This window comes from Pseudonocardia sp. ICBG1142, assembly GCF_020496255.1.
Taxonomy (GTDB): Bacteria; Actinomycetota; Actinomycetes; order Mycobacteriales; family Pseudonocardiaceae; genus Pseudonocardia.
In genome coordinates this window covers 228,726-245,163 of sequence record NZ_JAHLJC010000003.1, presented here as the reverse complement: position 1 = coordinate 245,163, position 16,438 = coordinate 228,726, and the positions used below count along the sequence as shown (strand labels likewise).

Sequence of the window (16,438 nt, the reverse complement as noted above, 5' to 3'; positions counted from 1 at the left end):
GGGCCGGTCAGGCGAGCAGTCGGGGCTGGGCGGGGGCCGGGAACCGGGTGGAGAACCGCGCGTCGCCGAGGAACTCCCGCAGCCGCTGCGCCGCGTCCCGCACCTGCGTCCGAGCCCGGGCCGTGACCGGCGCGAGCAGCAGGGTCGCGATCTCGCCGTCCGGGCGCTGCACCCAGGTCCCGACGATGCGACCGTCCACCCAGACCGCCGGTCCGCCGTTGCCGTTGCGGTCGAACAGCTCCGGCGCCACCTCGGCGGGCAGGAGGCTTATTCAGGCCCCGTGAAATAACGATCTAGCCCGGCGTGTCGGGTTGGGCGACAGCCCGTCCATCGCGAATATTGGTTTGCCGAATCAATCCGAGATGAACGGGCTGCCGCAGTATGTACTATACCACTGGTTTCCGGCGTGATGAAATTCAGGATCTTGTCGCTATAGTGTATGAGCAGGATCAGCGGGACGCGACGGAGGCACGTTTGTCTTGGCCGCCGGTTCTGGGGTTGTTCTGGTCGGTGGTGATCACGTTGGCGTATCTGCGCGGGAATCGTGTGCAGTGGGAGTTGGCGGAAACCTATGGGGTGTCGCAGTCGACGGTTAGTCGAGCGATCACGGGGGTGACACCGTTGCTGGCACAGGCGCTGCGGAGTGTCGTTCCGACGGCAGAGGAGCTTCGTGCCGATCGGCAGTACATCATCGATGGAACCTTGCTGCCCTGCTGGTCATGGGCCGCGGTGCCGGGTCTGTGGTCGGGCAAGCATCGCACCACCGGCGTCGTCGTCCAGGTCGCAGCCACCCTGGAAGGGCAGCTGTCGTGGATCTCCGACCCGACCCCAGGCTCCCGACACGACCTATATTGCCTCGACCAATCCGGCGCCCTCGACCACCTCGCCACATACCCCCCGATCGGCGATAAAGGATACATCGGGCGCGGCATGCTCACCCCGTTCAAAAAACCACCCGGCCGGGAACTTCTCAACTGGCAAAAAACATTCAACAAGAGCCTCAACCACACACGCGCCACCATCGAACGAGTCATCGCCCATATCAAAACGTGGAAAGTTCTCCACACAGACTACCGGCGGCCCTACGCCACATTTAAAACGACAATCTCGGCAGTCATCGGACTCATCTTCTACACACTTACCTGACGGAGCCTGAATAAGCCTCCAGGTACCAGCCGCGGGCCTTCCACCCCATCGTCGACGGGTCGAGGCTCGGCAACAGCGCCACCGACGGCCCGGGGTCGGGGACGGGGTCCAGGTCGTCGGGGAGCAGGAACCCGGTGTCCCCGCCGTCGAGGGTCACCTCGACCGCACCGACGTCGGCCAGCGCCCTGGTGGTGGTGGCGACGGTCCAGCCCGCCCACCACTTCAGGTCGTCGCGGCGGACCGGGCCGAACGCCCGCAGGTGGGCGCGGGCCAGCCCGGCCGCGGCCGCGCGACGGGCGTCGCCGTCGGGGTCGGGTGCGGGGCCGATCCCGCCGGGGACCCAGGCGTCGGCCGCGGCCCAGCGGTACTGGCCGTTGACCCACGTCCCGAGCGGTCGGGTCCGCAGCACCCGGCCCTCGAACCCGAGCACCAGCAGCACCCGGGTGTGGGCGGGCTGCGGACCCCCGCCGGGCAGGACGAGCCGTTGCGCGGCGAGCTCGGGCAGGGCCTTCGCGACGTCGCGGGCGGCGGTCGGGCCCCGTTCGGTGAGCACCGCCAGGACCTGGTCGGCGGCGTCGGCGTACCACGCCTCGGGGTCGTCGTGGCCGGCTGCTGCGGCCTGACGCAGCAGGTCACGACGCTGGACGGCGGCGACGTCGACGGTGGCGGCGTGGTGGGCCAGCGCGGCGTGGCCGCGGCCGAACACCCACAGCGTGCGGCGCATCGCGTGGTGGCGCAGCAGGGTGCGGTCGGTGTGCAGCGCGGCGTCGACCGGACCGAGTGACGGGGTCACCATCCGCGCGGCCGCCGACAGGTACACCGTCACCGGGTCGGTCGAGTGCAGCCCGACCAGGTCGTCGCTGATCGCGACGACGTCGTCGGTGCGGGTGTGCGGGGCGAGCCGGTGGCGGGTCACCAGCCGGGCGCGGCGCTCGTCGTCGGTCACGTGCCGGGTCACGCGCGAAGGGTGCCACGCAGTGCCCTCCGTGGGCGACCTCACTCCGGCGGAGTGGCGGGGCCGTGTCCGGGGCGCTGCGCCACCTGCAATTCTTGCTCCGTGCTCGCCGCGGTCCGCCCGGGACGATCGGCTCCGGAGCCGCGCCCGTGGGGGACGCGCCGGGGCCGCCACCGTGTGCCCGCAGCGCGGCCGCCGCGCTGGTCCGCCGCGGTGCTGCCCGCGGCCGCCGCCCTGCTCGCGGCGGGCGCGTTCGCGCTGGTCCGCGGGGCGCTGATCGACGACGCCTACATCACCCTCGCCTACGTCCGCACGCTCGCGCTGCACGGGGAGTGGGGCGTGTCGCCCGGCCTGCCCGCGAACACCGCCACCTCCCCGCTGAACGTGTTGCTCCAGGCGGCGGTGACGATCGTCGTCCGCGACGCGGTGGTCGCCGCCGGGATCGTGCTGGCCGGGCTGATGGCGCTGCTCACCCACTGGAGCGCGGGGACCGCCGCGGCGCTGGGGCTGCCCGGCTGGACGGCCGCGCTCCCGGCGCCGCTGCTGCTGGCGAACCCGCTGCTGCTGTCCACCGTGGGGCTCGAGACGTACCTGGCGGTCGTCCTGCTCGCCGGGCTCGCGCACGCCGCGGTCACCGGCCGCGCGCGCACCGCGGGCGTGCTGTGCGCGCTGCTCGTGCTCACCCGGCCGGACCTGGTCGTCATCGCCGTGCTCGCGGTCGTCGCGGTTCCGGTGCTGCGCCGACGCCGGTGGGCGGTCGTGGCGGCAGCGTTCCTGGTCGCCGCGCCCTGGTACCTGTTCTCGTGGGTCGTGCTGGGCTCGTTCGTGCCGGATACGCTGCTGTGGAAAGTCGGTGACAGCTGGGGTCGTGACCACATCACCTTCGCGAACGGGCTGACGGTCTACGCCAGGGTGTTCCCGGTGGCGACCGTCCTCGCACTGCTCCCGGCCGTCGCCGGGGTGGTGGGCGGCCTCGCCTGGGTGGCCGTGCGACGCCGGGGTCGGGCCGCGGTGACGGTCCTCGGGCTGGGTGCGGCGGTGCACGCGGCGGCGTTCGTCGTGATCGGGACGGCGCCCTACCACTGGTACTACGGCCCCGCGGTCGGCGCGCTGACGGTGCTGGCCGCGTGGTCGGTCGGCGCGCTGGTCCGACCGGTCCGGCGCGACGGGCCGGCCCCGCGCGCGGTCACGACCCTCTCGGCGGCGACGGCGACGCTGCTCACCGCCGTGCTGGCGGTGCTGGCGGTGGCGTCCGCCGCGTTCGACATCGGCCACGGGACGCCGTGGCGGCTCGCGCCGATCTCGACCAACCACGCCACGGCCGCCGAGTACGCGCGGGTCGCCTCCGGTCTGCACGGCACCGTGGTCAGCGCCGGCGAGCTGGGCGCACTCGCCTACTTCTGCGACCGGCGCTGCACGATCGACGACCCGCTGTCGGAACGGGCCCCGATGCTCACCCGGATCGCGGCCCGCCGCGCCGAGGCGGGCCCGGTCGCCTCGGCGCTCTACGACGTCAACTACCTGTTCCTGCGCCCCGCCCCGTACGAGCGCGGGACCACCCGGCTGGTGCACCGGGCCGGGCACCATCCGGACGGCGTCGACGTCGGGACGCCGTGGGCGGGTGCGGGGAACCTGCTCGTGGTCCCGGTGGGCTGAGGGGGCCTCGGAGCGCCGCCGTACCCTGGGAGCCATGCTCCGCCGCCTCGACCTGCGAGCCGAACCGCTGCCCCGTCCGGCCACCCTGCGCGCAGTGATGCCGCGCGCCGAGCTGGACATCGACGCCGCGCTGGAGCGCGCCCGCCCGCTGGTGGAGGACGTGCGCCATCGCGGCGCCGCCGCCGCACTGGACGCCACCGAGCGCTTCGACCGGGTCCGCCCGGAGACCGTGCGGGTGCCGACCGCGGCGATCACCGAGGCGCTGCGCGACCTCGACCCGGACGTGCGCGCGGCGCTGGAGACCTCGATCGAGCGGGCCCGGATCGTGCACGCCGAGCAGCGCAGGCCCGACGTCGTCACCCAGGTCGTCCCCGGCGGCACGGTCACCGAGCGGTTCGTCCCGGTCCGGCGGGTCGGGCTCTACGCCCCGGGCGGGCTGGCGGTCTACCCGTCGAGCGTGGTCATGAACGTGGTCCCGGCACAGGCCGCGGGTGTGGAGTCGCTGGTCGTCGCCTCCCCGGCGCAGGCCGAGTTCGGCGGGCGCCCGCACCCGACGATCCTCGCGGCGGCCGCGCTGCTGGGTGTCGACGAGGTGTGGGCCGTCGGCGGTGCCCAGTGCGTGGCACTGCTGGCCTACGGCGGCACCGACACCGACGGTGCCGAGCTGGAGCCGGTCGACATGGTCACCGGCCCGGGCAACGTCTACGTCACCGCGGCGAAGCGGATGCTGCGCGGGCTGGTCGGGATCGACGCCGAGGCCGGGACCACCGAGATCGCTATCCTGGCCGACGACACCGCCGACCCCGCGCACGTCGCCGCGGACCTCATCTCGCAGGCCGAGCACGACCCGAACGCCGCGTCGGTACTTGTCACGACGTCCGAGGCGCTGGTGGAGGCGGTCGAGGCGCAGCTCGAGACCCGGGTCGGCGCGACCAAGCACAGCGAGCGCGTGCGCACCGCGCTGACCGGCCCGCAGTCCGGGGTCATCCTGGTGTCCTCGACCGACGACGGGGTCGCCGTCGTCGACGCCTACGCCGCCGAGCACCTGGAGATCCAGACCGCCGACTCCGCGGGCGACGCGGCGAAGGTCCGCAACGCCGGCGCGATCTTCGTCGGGGCGCACTCGCCGGTGTCGCTGGGTGACTACTGCGCCGGGTCGAACCACGTGCTGCCGACCGGGGGCTGCGCGCGGCACTCCGGTGGGCTGTCGACGTCGACGTTCCTGCGCGGCATCCACGTCGTCGACTACGGCCGCCAGGCGCTGGCCGAGGTCGCCGACCGGGTCGTGACCCTGGCGAACGCCGAGGACCTGCCCGCGCACGGCGAGGCCGTCACCGCCCGGTTCGAGGCCCGCGCGTGACCGCGGGGGAGGGCGTGCGGCTGTCGGACCTGCCGCTGCGCGAGGACCTGCGCGGGAAGAGCCCGTACGGTGCGCCGCAGCTCGACGTCGCGGTGCGGCTCAACACCAACGAGAACCCGTACCCGCCGCCGCCGGAGCTGGTCGCCGACGTCGCGGCCTCCGTGACCGACGCCGCCCGCGAGCTGCACCGGTACCCCGACCGCGACCTCGTCGCGCTGCGGGGCGACCTCGCCGCCTACCTGTCCCGGCAGACCGGGGTCGAGCTGACCACGGCGAACCTGTGGGCCGCGAACGGGTCCAACGAGATCCTCCAGCAGATCCTGCAGACCTTCGGCGGGCCCGGCCGGACGGCGCTGGGCTTCGTGCCCAGCTACTCGATGCACCCGATCCTCGCCTCGGGCACGCAGACCGAGTTCGTCCCGGTCCCGCGCCGCGAAGACTTCACCCTCGACGTCGACGCGGCCGTCGCCGTCCTGGCGGAGAAGTCCCCGGACATCACGTTCGTGACCAGCCCGAACAACCCGACCGGGCAGTCGATCGCCCCGGCCGACCTGGCCCGGCTGGTCGACGCCGCGCCGGGGATGGTCGTCGTCGACGAGGCCTACGCCGAGTTCGCCGAGGCCACCGGCCGGCCGAGCGCCACGACCCTGCTGGCCACGCACGGCCACAAGCTGGTGGTGTCGCGGACGATGAGCAAGGCGTTCGCGTTCGCCGGGGGACGGCTGGGCTACCTCGCCGCCGCGCCCGCGGTGATCGACGCACTCCAGCTCGTGCGGCTGCCGTACCACCTGTCGGTGCTGTCGCAGGCCGCCGCGCGGGCCGCGTTGCGCCACGCCGAGGCCACCCTCGGCTCGGTGGCGCTGCTCGCCGCCGAGCGGGACCGGATCTCCGGCGAACTGGCCGCCGCCGGCTACGACGTCGTGGCCTCCGACGCCAACTTCATCCTCTTCGGACGCTTCGCCGACGCCGGCCGCGCCTGGAAGGGGTTCCTCGACCAGGGCGTGCTGATCCGCGACGTCGGCATCCCCGAGCGGCTGCGGGTCACCGTGGGCACTCCGGAGGAGAACGACGCGTTCCTCGCCGCCGCCACCGACCTCGCCACCCAGGAGCTGTTGTGAGCCGCATCGGACGCGTCGAGCGCGTCACCAAGGAGACCCGGATCGTCGTCGAGATCGACCTCGACGGCACCGGGCGCACCGACATCGCCACCAAGGTCCCGTTCTTCGACCACATGCTCGACGCGTTCGGCAAGCACGGCAGCTTCGACCTGTCCGTGCACGCCGAGGGCGACATCGAGATCGACTCCCACCACACCGTGGAGGACGTCGCGATCGTGCTGGGCCAGGCGATCCGGCAGGCGCTGGGGGACAAGAAGGGCATCCGCCGGTTCGGCGACGCCTGGATCCCGATGGACGAGGCCCTGGCCCAGGCCGTCGTCGACGTCTCCGGACGGCCCTACACCGTGTGCACCGGCGAGCCGGAGATGATGCGCGGCTTCGTCGTCGGCGGGCACTACCCGACGGTGCTGAACAAGCACGTGTTCGAGTCGCTGGCCTTCCACGGGCACCTCGCGCTGCACGTGCGGGTGCTCGACGGCCGCGATCCGCACCACATCACCGAGGCCGAGTTCAAGGCCGTCGCCCGTGCGCTGCGGGCCGCGACCGAGTCCGACCCGAGGGTGACCGGGGTGCCGTCCACCAAGGGCGCCCTCTAGGGAATGTTGAGCCCTCAACCTTCGTTGCAGAGGGCATGACGAAGATCGGGTTCCTGTCGTTCGGGCACCACGGGGAGGTCCCCGGGTCCCGGACACCCACCGCGGCCGACGCGCTGCGCCAGACCGTGGAGCTGGCACGCGCCGCGGAGGACATCGGCATCGACGGCGCGTTCGTGCGCGTGCACCACTTCGAGCGCCAGCTGGCTGCGCCGTTCCCGCTGCTCGCGGCGATCGCGGCGACCACCAGCCGGATCGAGATGGGCACCGGCGTGATCGACATGCGCTACGAGAACCCGCTCTACATGGCCGAGGAGGCCGCCGCGACCGACCTGCTGTCCGGCGGGCGGCTGCAGCTCGGTGTGAGCCGGGGGTCGCCCGAGATCGCGCTGAACGGCGCCGAGGCCTTCGGCTACCGGCCCGCCGACGGGCAGACCCATGCCGACGCCGCCCGCGCCAAGGCCGAGGTGTTCCTCGCGGCGATCCGCGGCGCCGGGGTCGCGCCGGCGGACCCGGCCCGCACCCGCGGCCGGCACGTCGCGCTGCCGGTGCAGCCGCAGTCCCCGGGGCTGGCGGACCGGATCTGGTGGGGTGCGGGCACCCGCGCCACCGCCGAGTGGGCGGCGACCCAGGGCATGAACCTGCAGAGCTCGACCCTGCTCACCGAGGACACCGGCGAGTCGTTCGACCGGCTGCAGGCCGAGCAGATCCTGCGCTACCGCGAGGCCTGGTCCGCCGCGGGGCACGAGCGCACCCCGCTGGTGTCGATCTCGCGCAGCGTCATCCCGGTGACGACCGACCTCGACCGCCGCTACTTCGGCGAGCGCGGCGAGGACGACCAGGTCGGCATCCTCGACGGCGCCCGCTCCCGGTTCGGGCGCAGCTACGTCGGGGACCCGGACCGGATCGCCGCCGAGCTCGCCGAGGACGCCGCGGTCCGGGAGGCGGACTACGTGCTGTTCACCGTGCCCAACCAGCTCGGGGTGGAGTACAACGCGCACCTGCTCCGCTCGATCGCCGAGCGGGTCGCCCCGGCGATCGGCTGGGCGCCGGCCGGTCACCAGGTCGCGGCGGCGGTCCCCAGCAGCTGAGGTGGGCCGGGCAGCGGCGCGGGCCGGCCGTCGAACTCCAGTGGGAGCACGGGTTCGACGAGCCGGCCCATCGGCCCGTCGACGACGTGCGTGCCGATGGTCGGCGCGCCGGGCCGGGGCAGGTCCGCGACCTGGGCCGCGGTGAACATCCCGAGCTCCCGGACCCAGGTGCAGACCCCGGCGAGGGTGACCCGCACCCGCCACGAGCCGCCCTCGACGGCGCGCCGGCGCAGCGCCGCGAGCACCCCGGCGGCTCCGAGCCAGGCCGCGAGGTAGTCGTTGAGCAGGTGCGTCGGCGGCAACGACGGCGGCCCGCCCGCACCCTCCTCGAGCGCGAACCCGGTCGCCGAGCAGGCCAGCTGGTCGAAGCCGCCCCGCGCGGCCCACGGCCCGTCGGCACCCCAGCAGTGCAGGTCCAGCGCGACGATCCCCGGCCGGTGTCCCGCCAGGTCCTGCGGGCCGAAGCCCCGCGCGGCGGTGCCCCGGTAGGCGTTGACGAACACGTCGGCCCCGCCGACCAGGTCGCGCAGCGTCGCCGCCTGCGCCGGGTCCCGCAGGTCCAGCCAGGCGTTGCGCTTCCCGCCGCCGGTCAGCGCGACCATCGCGAGCGGGTCGGGCAGGTCCGGGCGCGACACGTGCAGGACGTCCGCGCCGAAGGTGCCGAGCAGCTTCGCCGCGACCGGCCCCGCGATGACGTGGGTGTCGTCGAGGACCCGCAGCCGGTCCGGTACCGGCTCGGGCGGGGCGTCGCCGATCCGTTCGACCTCGACGACCGGGCGCCCGGCGAGGTGTCGGCCCGCGGGGTGCGCGGCCCACTGCTCCCCGGTCCGGACCGCCGCGGCCACCCCGCCGGCCGCGCACACGGCATCCTCCAGCTCGACCGACCGCCACCGGGCGGCCTCCTGCGCGATGCGATCGAGCAGGGGCGGGCAGTCCAGCACCCGGCACACCGCGTCGCGCTGGTGCGGGTAGGTGGTGATCAGGAAGATCCAGCCGTCGGCGGTCCGGCGGAACCCGTTGTTCGCCAGTGCCGTCGGGTCCTCGGCCACGGTCTGCACGTCGACGCCGCCGAGGGTGGTGAGGAACGGCGCGCGCAGCGTGTCGATCGTGTCGGCCGCCCGCACCGTGATCTCCCGGGGCGCGCCGCCGGAGTCCTCGGCGAGCCCGGCGACCTGCAGCCCGAACGCCCCGACCGCCGCCGACATCGCATCGGCGAGCCGGTGCACCGACGGCACGAGCGGGTCCGCTCCGGTGACCCGCAGCGTCGAGCGGACCGGGGGAGCGTCCGGCAACAGGGTGGCCGCCGTGTCGGCGGCGGAGGGGAAGCGTGCGGCCGGGGTCGTCGTGGTCATGGCTCCAGCCTGCGACGAACTGGCCGCGCTCTCCACAGGCTCCGTATATCCGTAGGATCGGACGGGTGTCGGGATCTGTCGCCTCCGCCCGCGCGGTCGGCCGGGCCGACCGCATCCTGGAGCTGGTCGCGACCGCCGGGACACCTCCGTCGGTGACCGCGGTCGCCCGGGAGCTCGACCTGCCGCTCAGCTCCACCGCGGACCTGCTGCGCGAGCTGCGGGCCACCGGCTGGCTCCGGCTGCGGGGCCGTGGCCACGTCCTGGGCCGCCGGCCGTACGTGCTGGGGCTGCTCGCGGGGCTGGGTCCGCCGGCCTCGCTCACGCACTCCGAGCTCGACGCGCTCAGCCGCGTCGCCCGGGCCCCCGTGGCACTCGCGGTGCTGGTCGGCGGGCAGGTCCGCTACGTCGACCACGCCGGTCCCCGCGCCCCCGACCGGCTGCAACGGGTGACCGACGACCACCGGCCCCGCCCCCCGCTGCGCACCGCCGCGGGACGGCTGTTGCTCGCCCTGGGCGATCCGGAGGAGTCCGCCCGAGCGCTGGCGGGGGTCGACGACCCGCCCGCGGTCGCGGCCTACCTCACCGAGCGACCGGAGATCGTCCGTACCCGGCTGGCCCGCAGCGACGGGTTGGCGGACCCGGCGATCCGCGCCGTCGCCGTCCCGGTGGAGGAGGACGGGGAGACGGTCGCGGCGGCGGTGCTCACCGGCACCCGGCGGGGCCGCGCCGACCGCAGCGTCACCCTGGACCGGGCCGCCGCCCGGTTGGTCGCCGCCCTCGCGGACCGGGGGGTGCGGGAGTCGCAGGGAGGCCGGTGGCCGGACCTGCCGCGCTGAGCACCTGCCGCGGTGCGACCGCCCCCGCCGCCCTGCCTCACCGCGGCCCGCCGCCGCGCCCCGCTGCACACCGCCTCACATGATCATCAGTGCGTGAGCGCTGTCGCGTGCCGGGCGGGCAGCGCTCACGTACTGATGATCATGTCGTCGCGGCGCGCCGGGTGGTGCGCGGCGCCGGGTACTGGGCGCGGCTCGACCGGGGGCGCCGGGCGGCCGGCGGGCGGCAGAGCACGAGGTCATCCGAGGAGCCGTCGCGCGTTGGCGGTGGTCAGCTCGCGCCAGCCGCGGCCGTCCGCGGCCGGGGGAGCGGTGTCGAGCGAGGCGACCTGGGCGCGCACGGCCGCGGCCGGCGTCCAGCACGAGTCGCTGCCGTAGACCAGCCGTTCCACTCCGACGGTGCGCTCCAGGGCCGGGACCTGGTGCGGGAACGGGGTCCCGGCGGTGTCGAACCAGAGGGACCGCAGCTGGTCGGGCACCGGGGCGCCCCCGCCGTCGCCGAACGCCGTGTGGAACAGCTCGATCCGGTCGGCGAGGGCGGGCAGCGCACCGCCGCAGTGCGTGGCGATCCACCGGACACCGGGGAACCGGGCGAGGGTTCCGGACAGCATGAGATCGGTGTAGGTGCGGGCGGTGTCGAACACGAACTCCAGCATCGGTCGGGGTCGACCGGCGGTCAGCTCCGCCGCGTGCGGCGGCGAGGTGGGATGGACGAGCACCACCGCCCGACGCCGGTCCAGCTCCGCCCACAGCGGCGCGAACGCGGGATCCCCGAGATACCTGCCGTGGGCGTTGGTCTCGACGGTCACACCGTCGCTGCCGAGCTCGTCGAGGGCGTGGACGGCCTCGGCCAGCGCTCCGTCCACGTCGGGCAACGGCAACGAGGCGAGGTGTCCGAACCGGTCCGGGTGGTCGGCGCGCAGGGATGCGCCGGCCTCGTTCACCTCGCGGGACAGGCGTCGGGCGGCCCGGTCGTCCCCGAAGTGGGTCCCCGGAGAGGAGACGGACAGCAGGGACGTGGTGATCCCGCACTCGTCCATGAGCGCGAGGTGGCGAGCCGGGTCCCAGTCCGGCCATCCCGGCATGCCGTCGGGGCTGGTGTGCCCGGCCGACCCGGCGGCCTCGACGTAGGACGGGGTGAGGAAGTGAGAGTGCAGGTCGATCAGGGTCATCGGGTCCCTCCGGACAGAGCGGATGCGGAACGAGCGGTGGGTGGCAGCCGCGCGGCGCGATCGCCCCGCGCCACCGGTCCCGGGCGGGACGGCGACTATCCTGGTCGTCGTGGCACGCATCGTCGTCCTCGACTACGGCTCCGGGAACCTGCGCTCCGCCGAGCGCGCCCTGCAACGCGTCGGCGCGGACGTCACCGTGACGTCCGACTTCGACGCGGCGACCGAGGCCGACGGTCTCGTCGTCCCCGGCGTGGGCGCCTTCGCGGCGTGCATGCGGGGCCTGCACTCCGTCCGCGGCCCGCAGATCATCGGGCGTCGCCTCGCCGGCGGCCGTCCGGTCCTGGGGATCTGCGTCGGCATGCAGGTTCTGTTCGAGCGCGGCGTCGAGTTCGACGAGGACACCGAGGGCTGCGGCGAGTGGCCCGGCACGGTCGAGCGGATCCAGGCCGACGTGCTGCCGCACATGGGCTGGAACACCGTCCGGACCCCGCAGGACAGCGCGCTGTTCGCCGGGCTCGACGCCGACGCCCGCTTCTACTTCGTGCACTCCTTCGGCGTGCGGCGCTGGACCCTGGAGGCCTCGCACGCGATCGCGTCGCCGAAGGTCACCTGGACCCACCACGGGGAGGACGTCGTCGCCGCGGTGGAGAACGGGCCGCTGTCGGCCACCCAGTTCCACCCGGAGAAGTCCGGCGACGCCGGCGCCACGGTCCTGGAGAACTGGCTGCGGTCGGTCACGGCCTGATACCCACCACGACGCCGCCGCCGTCGGGCCGGGCCTCCACCTCGCCGACCCGGCCGTCGCGGCCGATGCAGGTGACCACGACGGTGGGACCGCTGCCGAGGTCGGTGACGACCAGGCGGATGGTCTCCGGTGCGGGCACACCCACGGCGCCGGGGGCCCGTGCGACCACCTCCGCGACCGGTCCCGGCGCGAGGTCGTCGAGGTCGACGGTGCGCTGTGCCGGGTCCCGGGCGAGCGCCCGGTCGGTCGTGACCACGCCCAACCCGTCGTCGGAGTTCCAGACGTAGGTGCGGGTGTGGGTGGGCCGGCCGGGGTCGGCCGTCTGCACGGTTCCCCGTCCGCGCCGTACGCCGCGAGCCGGTCGACGACCGTGCTCCCGGTCGCGCGGCGGACGTCGTCGACGAGGCGGGTCAGTCCCGCTGCCGTGCTGATGTCGGTGGCCGGGGCGGCCGGCGCGGAGACGACGGGAGCCGGATCGCGGACCGGCCCGAAGTCGATCTGCTCGACCTGGACCTGCAGCCAGACCCGTCCGACGACGACGATCACCACGACGGAGATCAGCCCGCCGATCCACGAGGGCGGTCCGTACTTCCACCTCCGGTACTCGGCGATCTCGCGCCGGTCCGGTGCCCACGGCAGGAACGGCGGTTCGACACGGGGCGCGGTCCGGTCGGCGCGCGTGCGGGCACGGAGGAACGCCACGACGGGGAGTGTGGCCGTGCTCGCGCGCTGCCACGAGCGTTCCGCGGAACGCGCCTCGGCCCGGCGCGTACTCCCCGGAACGCATGCTGTCCCCCTCGGCCACCCCCGAGGGCCACGAGCGGCGCGGATACCCTGGCGCGGTGAGCTTCACGTTGCTTCCCGCGGTGGACGTCGTCGACGGGCAGGCCGTCCGGCTGGTGCAGGGCGAGGCCGGCACCGAGACCGGCTACGGCTCTCCCCTGGAGGCGGCCATGACCTGGCAGGCCGGCGGCGCCGAATGGGTCCATCTGGTGGACCTCGACGCCGCGTTCGGCCGTGGCTCGAACGCCGAGCTGCTGGCCGAGGTGGTCGGGAAGCTCGATCTGCGGGTCGAGCTGTCCGGCGGCATCCGCGACGACGAGTCCCTGGACCGCGCCCTGTCCACCGGCGCCGCCCGGCTCAACCTCGGCACCGCGGCGCTGGAGCAGCCCGAGTGGTGCCGGAAGGTCCTCGCCGAGCACGGCGAGAAGATCGCGATCGGCCTCGACGTCAAGGTGATCGACGGCAGGCGCCGGGTCGCCGGCCGCGGCTGGACCTCCGACGGCGGCGACCTCTGGGAGGTCCTCGCCCGCCTCGACGCCGACGGTGCCACCCGCTACATCGTCACCGACGTCTCCAAGGACGGCACCCTCCAGGGCCCGAACGTCGAGCTGCTCACCGAGGTCGCGCAGGCCACCACCGCCCCGGTGATCGCCTCGGGCGGGATCTCCGAGGTCGCCGACCTGACCCGGCTCGCCGAGGTCGCCGCGACCGGGGTGAACATCGAGGGCTCGATCATCGGCAAGGCGCTCTACGCCGGCCGGTTCACCCTGCCCGAGGCCCTGGCGGCCGTGAACGCGGTGAGCGCCTGATGGGCGTCGCGGTCCGTGTCATCCCGTGCCTGGACGTCGACGCCGGGCGGGTGGTGAAGGGCGTCAACTTCAAGGAGCTCCGCGACGCGGGCGACCCGGTCGAGATGGCCCGCGTGTACGACGCCGAGGGCGCCGACGAGCTGACCTTCCTCGACGTCACCGCGTCGTCGTCGGAGCGCGGAACCATGATCGACGTGGTGCGTCGCACCGCCGAGCAGGTGTTCATCCCGCTGACCGTCGGCGGTGGCATCCGCACCCCCGACGACGTCGACCGGATGCTCCGCGCGGGCGCGGACAAGGTCTCGGTGAACACCGCCGCGATCGCCCGGCCCACGCTGCTGCACGAGATGTCGCGTCGCTTCGGCAGCCAGTGCATCGTGCTGTCGGTCGACGCCCGCCGTGTCCCCGAGGGGGAGCAGCCGCAGCCGTCGGGCTGGGAGGTCACCACGCACGGCGGGCGTCGCTCCGCCGGTATCGACGCCGTCGAGTGGGCGCAGCGCGGCCAGGAGCTCGGTGTCGGGGAGATCCTGCTCAACTCGATGGACGCCGACGGCACCCGCGCCGGGTTCGACCTGGAGATGCTGACCGCGGTCCGCAAGGTCGTCGACGTCCCGGTGATCGCCTCCGGCGGTGCCGGTGCGATCGAGCACTTCGCGCCGGCCGTGCGCGCCGGGGCGGACGCCGTGCTCGCCGCCAGCGTGTTCCACTTCGGCCAGCTGCGGATCGGTGAGGTGAAGGACGCGCTGCGCGCGGAGGGGGTCGAGATCCGGTGAGCACCCGTCTCACGGCGGCCGAGTCCGCGCTGGACCCGGGGATCGCCGCCCGCCTCAAGCGCGACGCCGACGGGCTGGTCTGCGCCGTCGTCCAGTCCCGCGCCGGTGAGGTGCTGATGGTCGGCTGGATGGACGACGAGGCGCTGCACCGCACCCTGACCACCGGCCGGGGGACCTACTGGTCGCGGTCGCGCCAGGAGTACTGGGTCAAGGGCGACACCTCGGGGCACGTGCAGCACGTGCACGAGGTGCGGCTGGACTGCGACGGCGACGCGGTGCTGGTCGTCGTCGACCAGGAGGGGCCGGCCTGCCACACGGGGACCCGGACCTGCTTCGACACCGACGTCCTGCTCGCCAGGGACGGCGCATGAGCACCGACGTCCTGCTCGCCAGGGACGGCGGCGGGGTCTGACCGCTACGGGTGCACCGGCGGCGTCGGTGGCGGCTGGGTGGGTGCCGAGGTGACCCACCGGATCCCGGCGGTGATCGCGTGCCCCCCGGCCCGCACCACGGTCGCCTCGGCCACGGGCAGCCAGGGCAGCCGCAGCGGCAGCCGCGTCCAGCGCGGCATCAGCCCCACCGACGCGGCGGCCAGCACCGAGTACGGCAGCCGCGCGGAGAGCGGCAGCGGCGGCTCCCACAACAGGAACCGCGCGGCGTCGCGGGCCTCCGGGGTCCCGGCCAGCTCGGGCCGGTAGGCGGCGAGCTGCGCCCGCAGCTCGGTGACGGACTCCGGCGGGTCGGGCACGCCCAGCTCACGGGCGACGCGTGCGGTGTCGGCGACGTAGGCGTCGCGTCCGGCGGCGTCGAGCGGGGCGGCGCCGTAGCGGTCGTGCGCGGTGAGGAAGCTGTCGATCTCGGCGATGTGCACCCAGCGCAGCAGGTGCGGATCCGACGCCGAGTACGGACGCCCGTCCGGCGCGGTCCCGCGGACGTGCACGTGGGCCCGCCTGATCCGCGCGATCACCCGCTCGGCCTCCTCGGCCGGCCCGAACGTCGTCGCGGCCAGGAAGTACGAGGTGCGCTGCAGCCGTCCCCACGGGTCGCCGCGGAACCCGGAGTGCCCGGCGACCCCCGCCATGGCCAGCGGGTGCAGCGACTGTAGCAGCAGCGCACGCAGTCCGCCGACGAACATCGACGCGTCGCCGTGCACGGTGCGGATCGCGGCGTCCTCGGCGAACCAGCGCGGGCCCTCGGCGCCGAGGACGCGGGCACGGCGGCCGGATCCCTCGTCGCCGGCGACCCGGCTGAACACCGCCGACCCGACCCGCGAGCGAAGCGCCTCGAGCCGGTCGGCGACGGCGCCGGGCAGCCGGGCGGACGGATCGACCATGACCCCAGTGTGCGGTCGTGCGGCCCCGGCCGCCCTGCTGGCGAGCTCGTGGCCGGGTTCGCCGCCTACTCCTCGGGGTTCGTCGACCCCAGGTTCCCGGTCAGGTAGCGCTGCACGGTCGGCCCGACCGCGGCGACGATGTCCTCGGGGGGCGCCGAGGCCAGCGGTTCCAGGTGCACCACGTAGCGGATCATGGCGAGCCCGATCAGCTGGGCGGCGACGAGCGCGCCCCGCTCGTCGGGCCGGTCGGGGGAGTGGACGCGGGTGACCGGCACCAGGATCGCTTTGCCGATGAACTCGCGCAGCATCCGGGCCGCGGCCTCGTGTCCCGCGACGCTGCGCAGCACCGCCGCCATCGGGGAGCCGCTGCCGGTGTCCCACACGGTGAGGAAGGTGCGCACGATCCGCTCGCCGACGGTGTCGCCCGGACCGCTCAGCAGGTGCTCGCGGACCTGCTCGGGCTCGAGCGGCAGGTCGAGCGCGGCGAGGAACAGCTTCTCCTTGCCGCCGAACCAGTGGTTGACCATCGCCGGGTCGACCCCGGCGCGCTCGGCGATCCGGCGGACCGTGGCGCCGTCGAAGCCGCGGTCGGCGAACTCGACGCGGGCGGCGGCCAGCAGCGCGGCGCGGGTGTCCGCACCGCCGGACCGGCGGCCACGACGCCGGGGCTGCGCCCCCGGGGCCGGGGGTGCGCTGGCGCTCGGTTCGGTCATGCGTCC

General features: G+C 74.5%; 18 protein-coding genes. 11 read left to right on the top strand and 7 right to left on the bottom strand.

The features are described from left to right. Positions 1-7: 7 nt before the first annotated feature. Positions 8-250 (bottom strand): DNA glycosylase AlkZ-like family protein, encoded by a 243-nt coding sequence (locus KPL59_RS01405; protein WP_226359657.1) that lies wholly within the window; start codon positions 248-250, stop codon positions 8-10. A gap of 131 nt (positions 251-381) precedes the next feature. On the opposite strand from KPL59_RS01405, the gene KPL59_RS01400 reads away from it, so the two are divergent. Further along, positions 382-1,146, top strand: a complete 765-nt coding sequence (locus KPL59_RS01400) for a transposase (RefSeq protein ID WP_226359656.1) — start codon at positions 382-384, stop codon at positions 1,144-1,146. Here the strand turns inward: KPL59_RS01400 and KPL59_RS01395 are convergent. Beyond that, complete coding sequence (locus KPL59_RS01395; protein ID WP_226359655.1) at positions 1,139-2,104, bottom strand: DNA glycosylase AlkZ-like family protein; 966 nt, start codon at positions 2,102-2,104, stop codon at positions 1,139-1,141. The two genes, KPL59_RS01400 and KPL59_RS01395, sit on opposite strands and share 8 nt — an antisense overlap. Positions 2,105-2,278: 174 nt before the next feature. Here KPL59_RS01395 and KPL59_RS01390 point away from each other — a divergent pair, with 174 nt between their 5' ends. Genes KPL59_RS01390 through KPL59_RS01370 form a run of 5 tightly spaced genes read left to right on the top strand, consistent with a single transcriptional unit; the run spans position 2,279 to position 7,919 of the window. Next, positions 2,279-3,757 (top strand): hypothetical protein, encoded by a 1,479-nt coding sequence (locus KPL59_RS01390; protein ID WP_226359654.1) that lies wholly within the window; start codon positions 2,279-2,281, stop codon positions 3,755-3,757. A gap of 34 nt (positions 3,758-3,791) precedes the next feature. Continuing rightward, on the top strand, positions 3,792-5,117 hold the full coding sequence (hisD, locus tag KPL59_RS01385; RefSeq protein WP_226353001.1) for a histidinol dehydrogenase: 1,326 nt from the start codon (positions 3,792-3,794) through the stop codon (positions 5,115-5,117). Continuing rightward, entirely contained in the window at positions 5,114-6,235 is a 1,122-nt protein-coding gene (locus KPL59_RS01380; RefSeq protein WP_020622779.1) for a histidinol-phosphate transaminase, read from the top strand. Before hisD ends, KPL59_RS01380 begins: the two co-directional genes overlap by 4 nt. Further along, positions 6,232-6,831, top strand: a complete 600-nt coding sequence (hisB, locus tag KPL59_RS01375; RefSeq protein ID WP_020622780.1) for an imidazoleglycerol-phosphate dehydratase HisB — start codon at positions 6,232-6,234, stop codon at positions 6,829-6,831. The genes KPL59_RS01380 and hisB overlap by 4 nt, the downstream gene beginning before the upstream one ends. Before the next feature lie 35 nt (positions 6,832-6,866). Continuing rightward, positions 6,867-7,919 carry an LLM class flavin-dependent oxidoreductase gene (locus KPL59_RS01370; protein WP_075305650.1) on the top strand — a complete coding sequence of 351 codons (1,053 nt, stop codon included), beginning with the start codon at positions 6,867-6,869 and terminating at the stop codon, positions 7,917-7,919. On the opposite strand, the gene KPL59_RS01365 is transcribed toward KPL59_RS01370, so the two are convergent. Continuing rightward, complete coding sequence (locus KPL59_RS01365) at positions 7,886-9,271, bottom strand: CoA transferase (protein WP_226359653.1); 1,386 nt, start codon at positions 9,269-9,271, stop codon at positions 7,886-7,888. The two genes, KPL59_RS01370 and KPL59_RS01365, sit on opposite strands and share 34 nt — an antisense overlap. A 65-nt stretch (positions 9,272-9,336) precedes the next feature. On the opposite strand from KPL59_RS01365, the gene KPL59_RS01360 reads away from it, so the two are divergent. Continuing rightward, complete coding sequence (locus KPL59_RS01360) at positions 9,337-10,107, top strand: helix-turn-helix domain-containing protein (protein ID WP_226352999.1); 771 nt, start codon at positions 9,337-9,339, stop codon at positions 10,105-10,107. Between the two features lie 236 nt (positions 10,108-10,343). Here the strand turns inward: KPL59_RS01360 and KPL59_RS01355 are convergent, their stop codons facing one another. Further along, positions 10,344-11,276: an amidohydrolase family protein gene (locus KPL59_RS01355; RefSeq protein ID WP_226359652.1), complete on the bottom strand. Its 933-nt coding sequence runs from the start codon at positions 11,274-11,276 to the stop codon at positions 10,344-10,346. A gap of 109 nt (positions 11,277-11,385) precedes the next feature. Between KPL59_RS01355 and hisH the strand changes: the two genes are divergently transcribed. After that, complete coding sequence (gene hisH, locus KPL59_RS01350; protein WP_226352997.1) at positions 11,386-12,021, top strand: imidazole glycerol phosphate synthase subunit HisH; 636 nt, start codon at positions 11,386-11,388, stop codon at positions 12,019-12,021. Here the strand turns inward: hisH and KPL59_RS01345 are convergent. Further along, on the bottom strand, positions 12,011-12,349 hold the full coding sequence (locus KPL59_RS01345) for a hypothetical protein (RefSeq protein WP_226359651.1): 339 nt from the start codon (positions 12,347-12,349) through the stop codon (positions 12,011-12,013). The two genes, hisH and KPL59_RS01345, sit on opposite strands and share 11 nt — an antisense overlap. A gap of 514 nt (positions 12,350-12,863) precedes the next feature. Between KPL59_RS01345 and priA the strand changes: the two genes are divergently transcribed. The 3 genes from priA to hisI are packed head-to-tail and all read left to right on the top strand — an operon-like array spanning position 12,864 to position 14,757. Beyond that, on the top strand, positions 12,864-13,613 hold the full coding sequence (gene priA, locus KPL59_RS01340) for a bifunctional 1-(5-phosphoribosyl)-5-((5-phosphoribosylamino)methylideneamino)imidazole-4-carboxamide isomerase/phosphoribosylanthranilate isomerase PriA (protein WP_226352995.1): 750 nt from the start codon (positions 12,864-12,866) through the stop codon (positions 13,611-13,613). Next, positions 13,613-14,386: an imidazole glycerol phosphate synthase subunit HisF gene (gene hisF / locus KPL59_RS01335; RefSeq protein WP_149666226.1), complete on the top strand. Its 774-nt coding sequence runs from the start codon at positions 13,613-13,615 to the stop codon at positions 14,384-14,386. Before priA ends, hisF begins: the two co-directional genes overlap by 1 nt. Then, positions 14,383-14,757 (top strand): phosphoribosyl-AMP cyclohydrolase, encoded by a 375-nt coding sequence (gene hisI, locus KPL59_RS01330; RefSeq protein WP_075305661.1) that lies wholly within the window; start codon positions 14,383-14,385, stop codon positions 14,755-14,757. Before hisF ends, hisI begins: the two co-directional genes overlap by 4 nt. A 44-nt stretch (positions 14,758-14,801) precedes the next feature. On the opposite strand, the gene KPL59_RS01325 is transcribed toward hisI, so the two are convergent. After that, complete coding sequence (locus KPL59_RS01325) at positions 14,802-15,719, bottom strand: oxygenase MpaB family protein (RefSeq protein WP_226359650.1); 918 nt, start codon at positions 15,717-15,719, stop codon at positions 14,802-14,804. A 65-nt stretch (positions 15,720-15,784) separates the two neighbouring features. Next, a complete protein-coding gene (locus tag KPL59_RS01320) occupies positions 15,785-16,432 on the bottom strand; it encodes a TetR family transcriptional regulator (RefSeq protein WP_226352994.1) in 648 nt (215 codons plus the stop codon). Between the last annotated feature and the right edge of the window lie 6 nt (positions 16,433-16,438).

Coding starts and splice junctions, on each gene's coding strand:
- hisF (WP_149666226.1), top strand. CDS start 13,613: ATGGGCGTCGCGGTCCGTGTCATCCCGTGCCTGGACGTCGACGCCGGG.
- KPL59_RS01400 (WP_226359656.1), top strand. CDS start 382: ATGTACTATACCACTGGTTTCCGGCGTGATGAAATTCAGGATCTTGTC.
- KPL59_RS01370 (WP_075305650.1), top strand. CDS start 6,867: ATGACGAAGATCGGGTTCCTGTCGTTCGGGCACCACGGGGAGGTCCCC.
- KPL59_RS01325 (WP_226359650.1), bottom strand. CDS start 15,719: ATGGTCGATCCGTCCGCCCGGCTGCCCGGCGCCGTCGCCGACCGGCTC.
- KPL59_RS01365 (WP_226359653.1), bottom strand. CDS start 9,271: ATGACCACGACGACCCCGGCCGCACGCTTCCCCTCCGCCGCCGACACG.
- KPL59_RS01320 (WP_226352994.1), bottom strand. CDS start 16,432: ATGACCGAACCGAGCGCCAGCGCACCCCCGGCCCCGGGGGCGCAGCCC.
- hisD (WP_226353001.1), top strand. CDS start 3,792: ATGCTCCGCCGCCTCGACCTGCGAGCCGAACCGCTGCCCCGTCCGGCC.
- KPL59_RS01355 (WP_226359652.1), bottom strand. CDS start 11,276: ATGACCCTGATCGACCTGCACTCTCACTTCCTCACCCCGTCCTACGTC.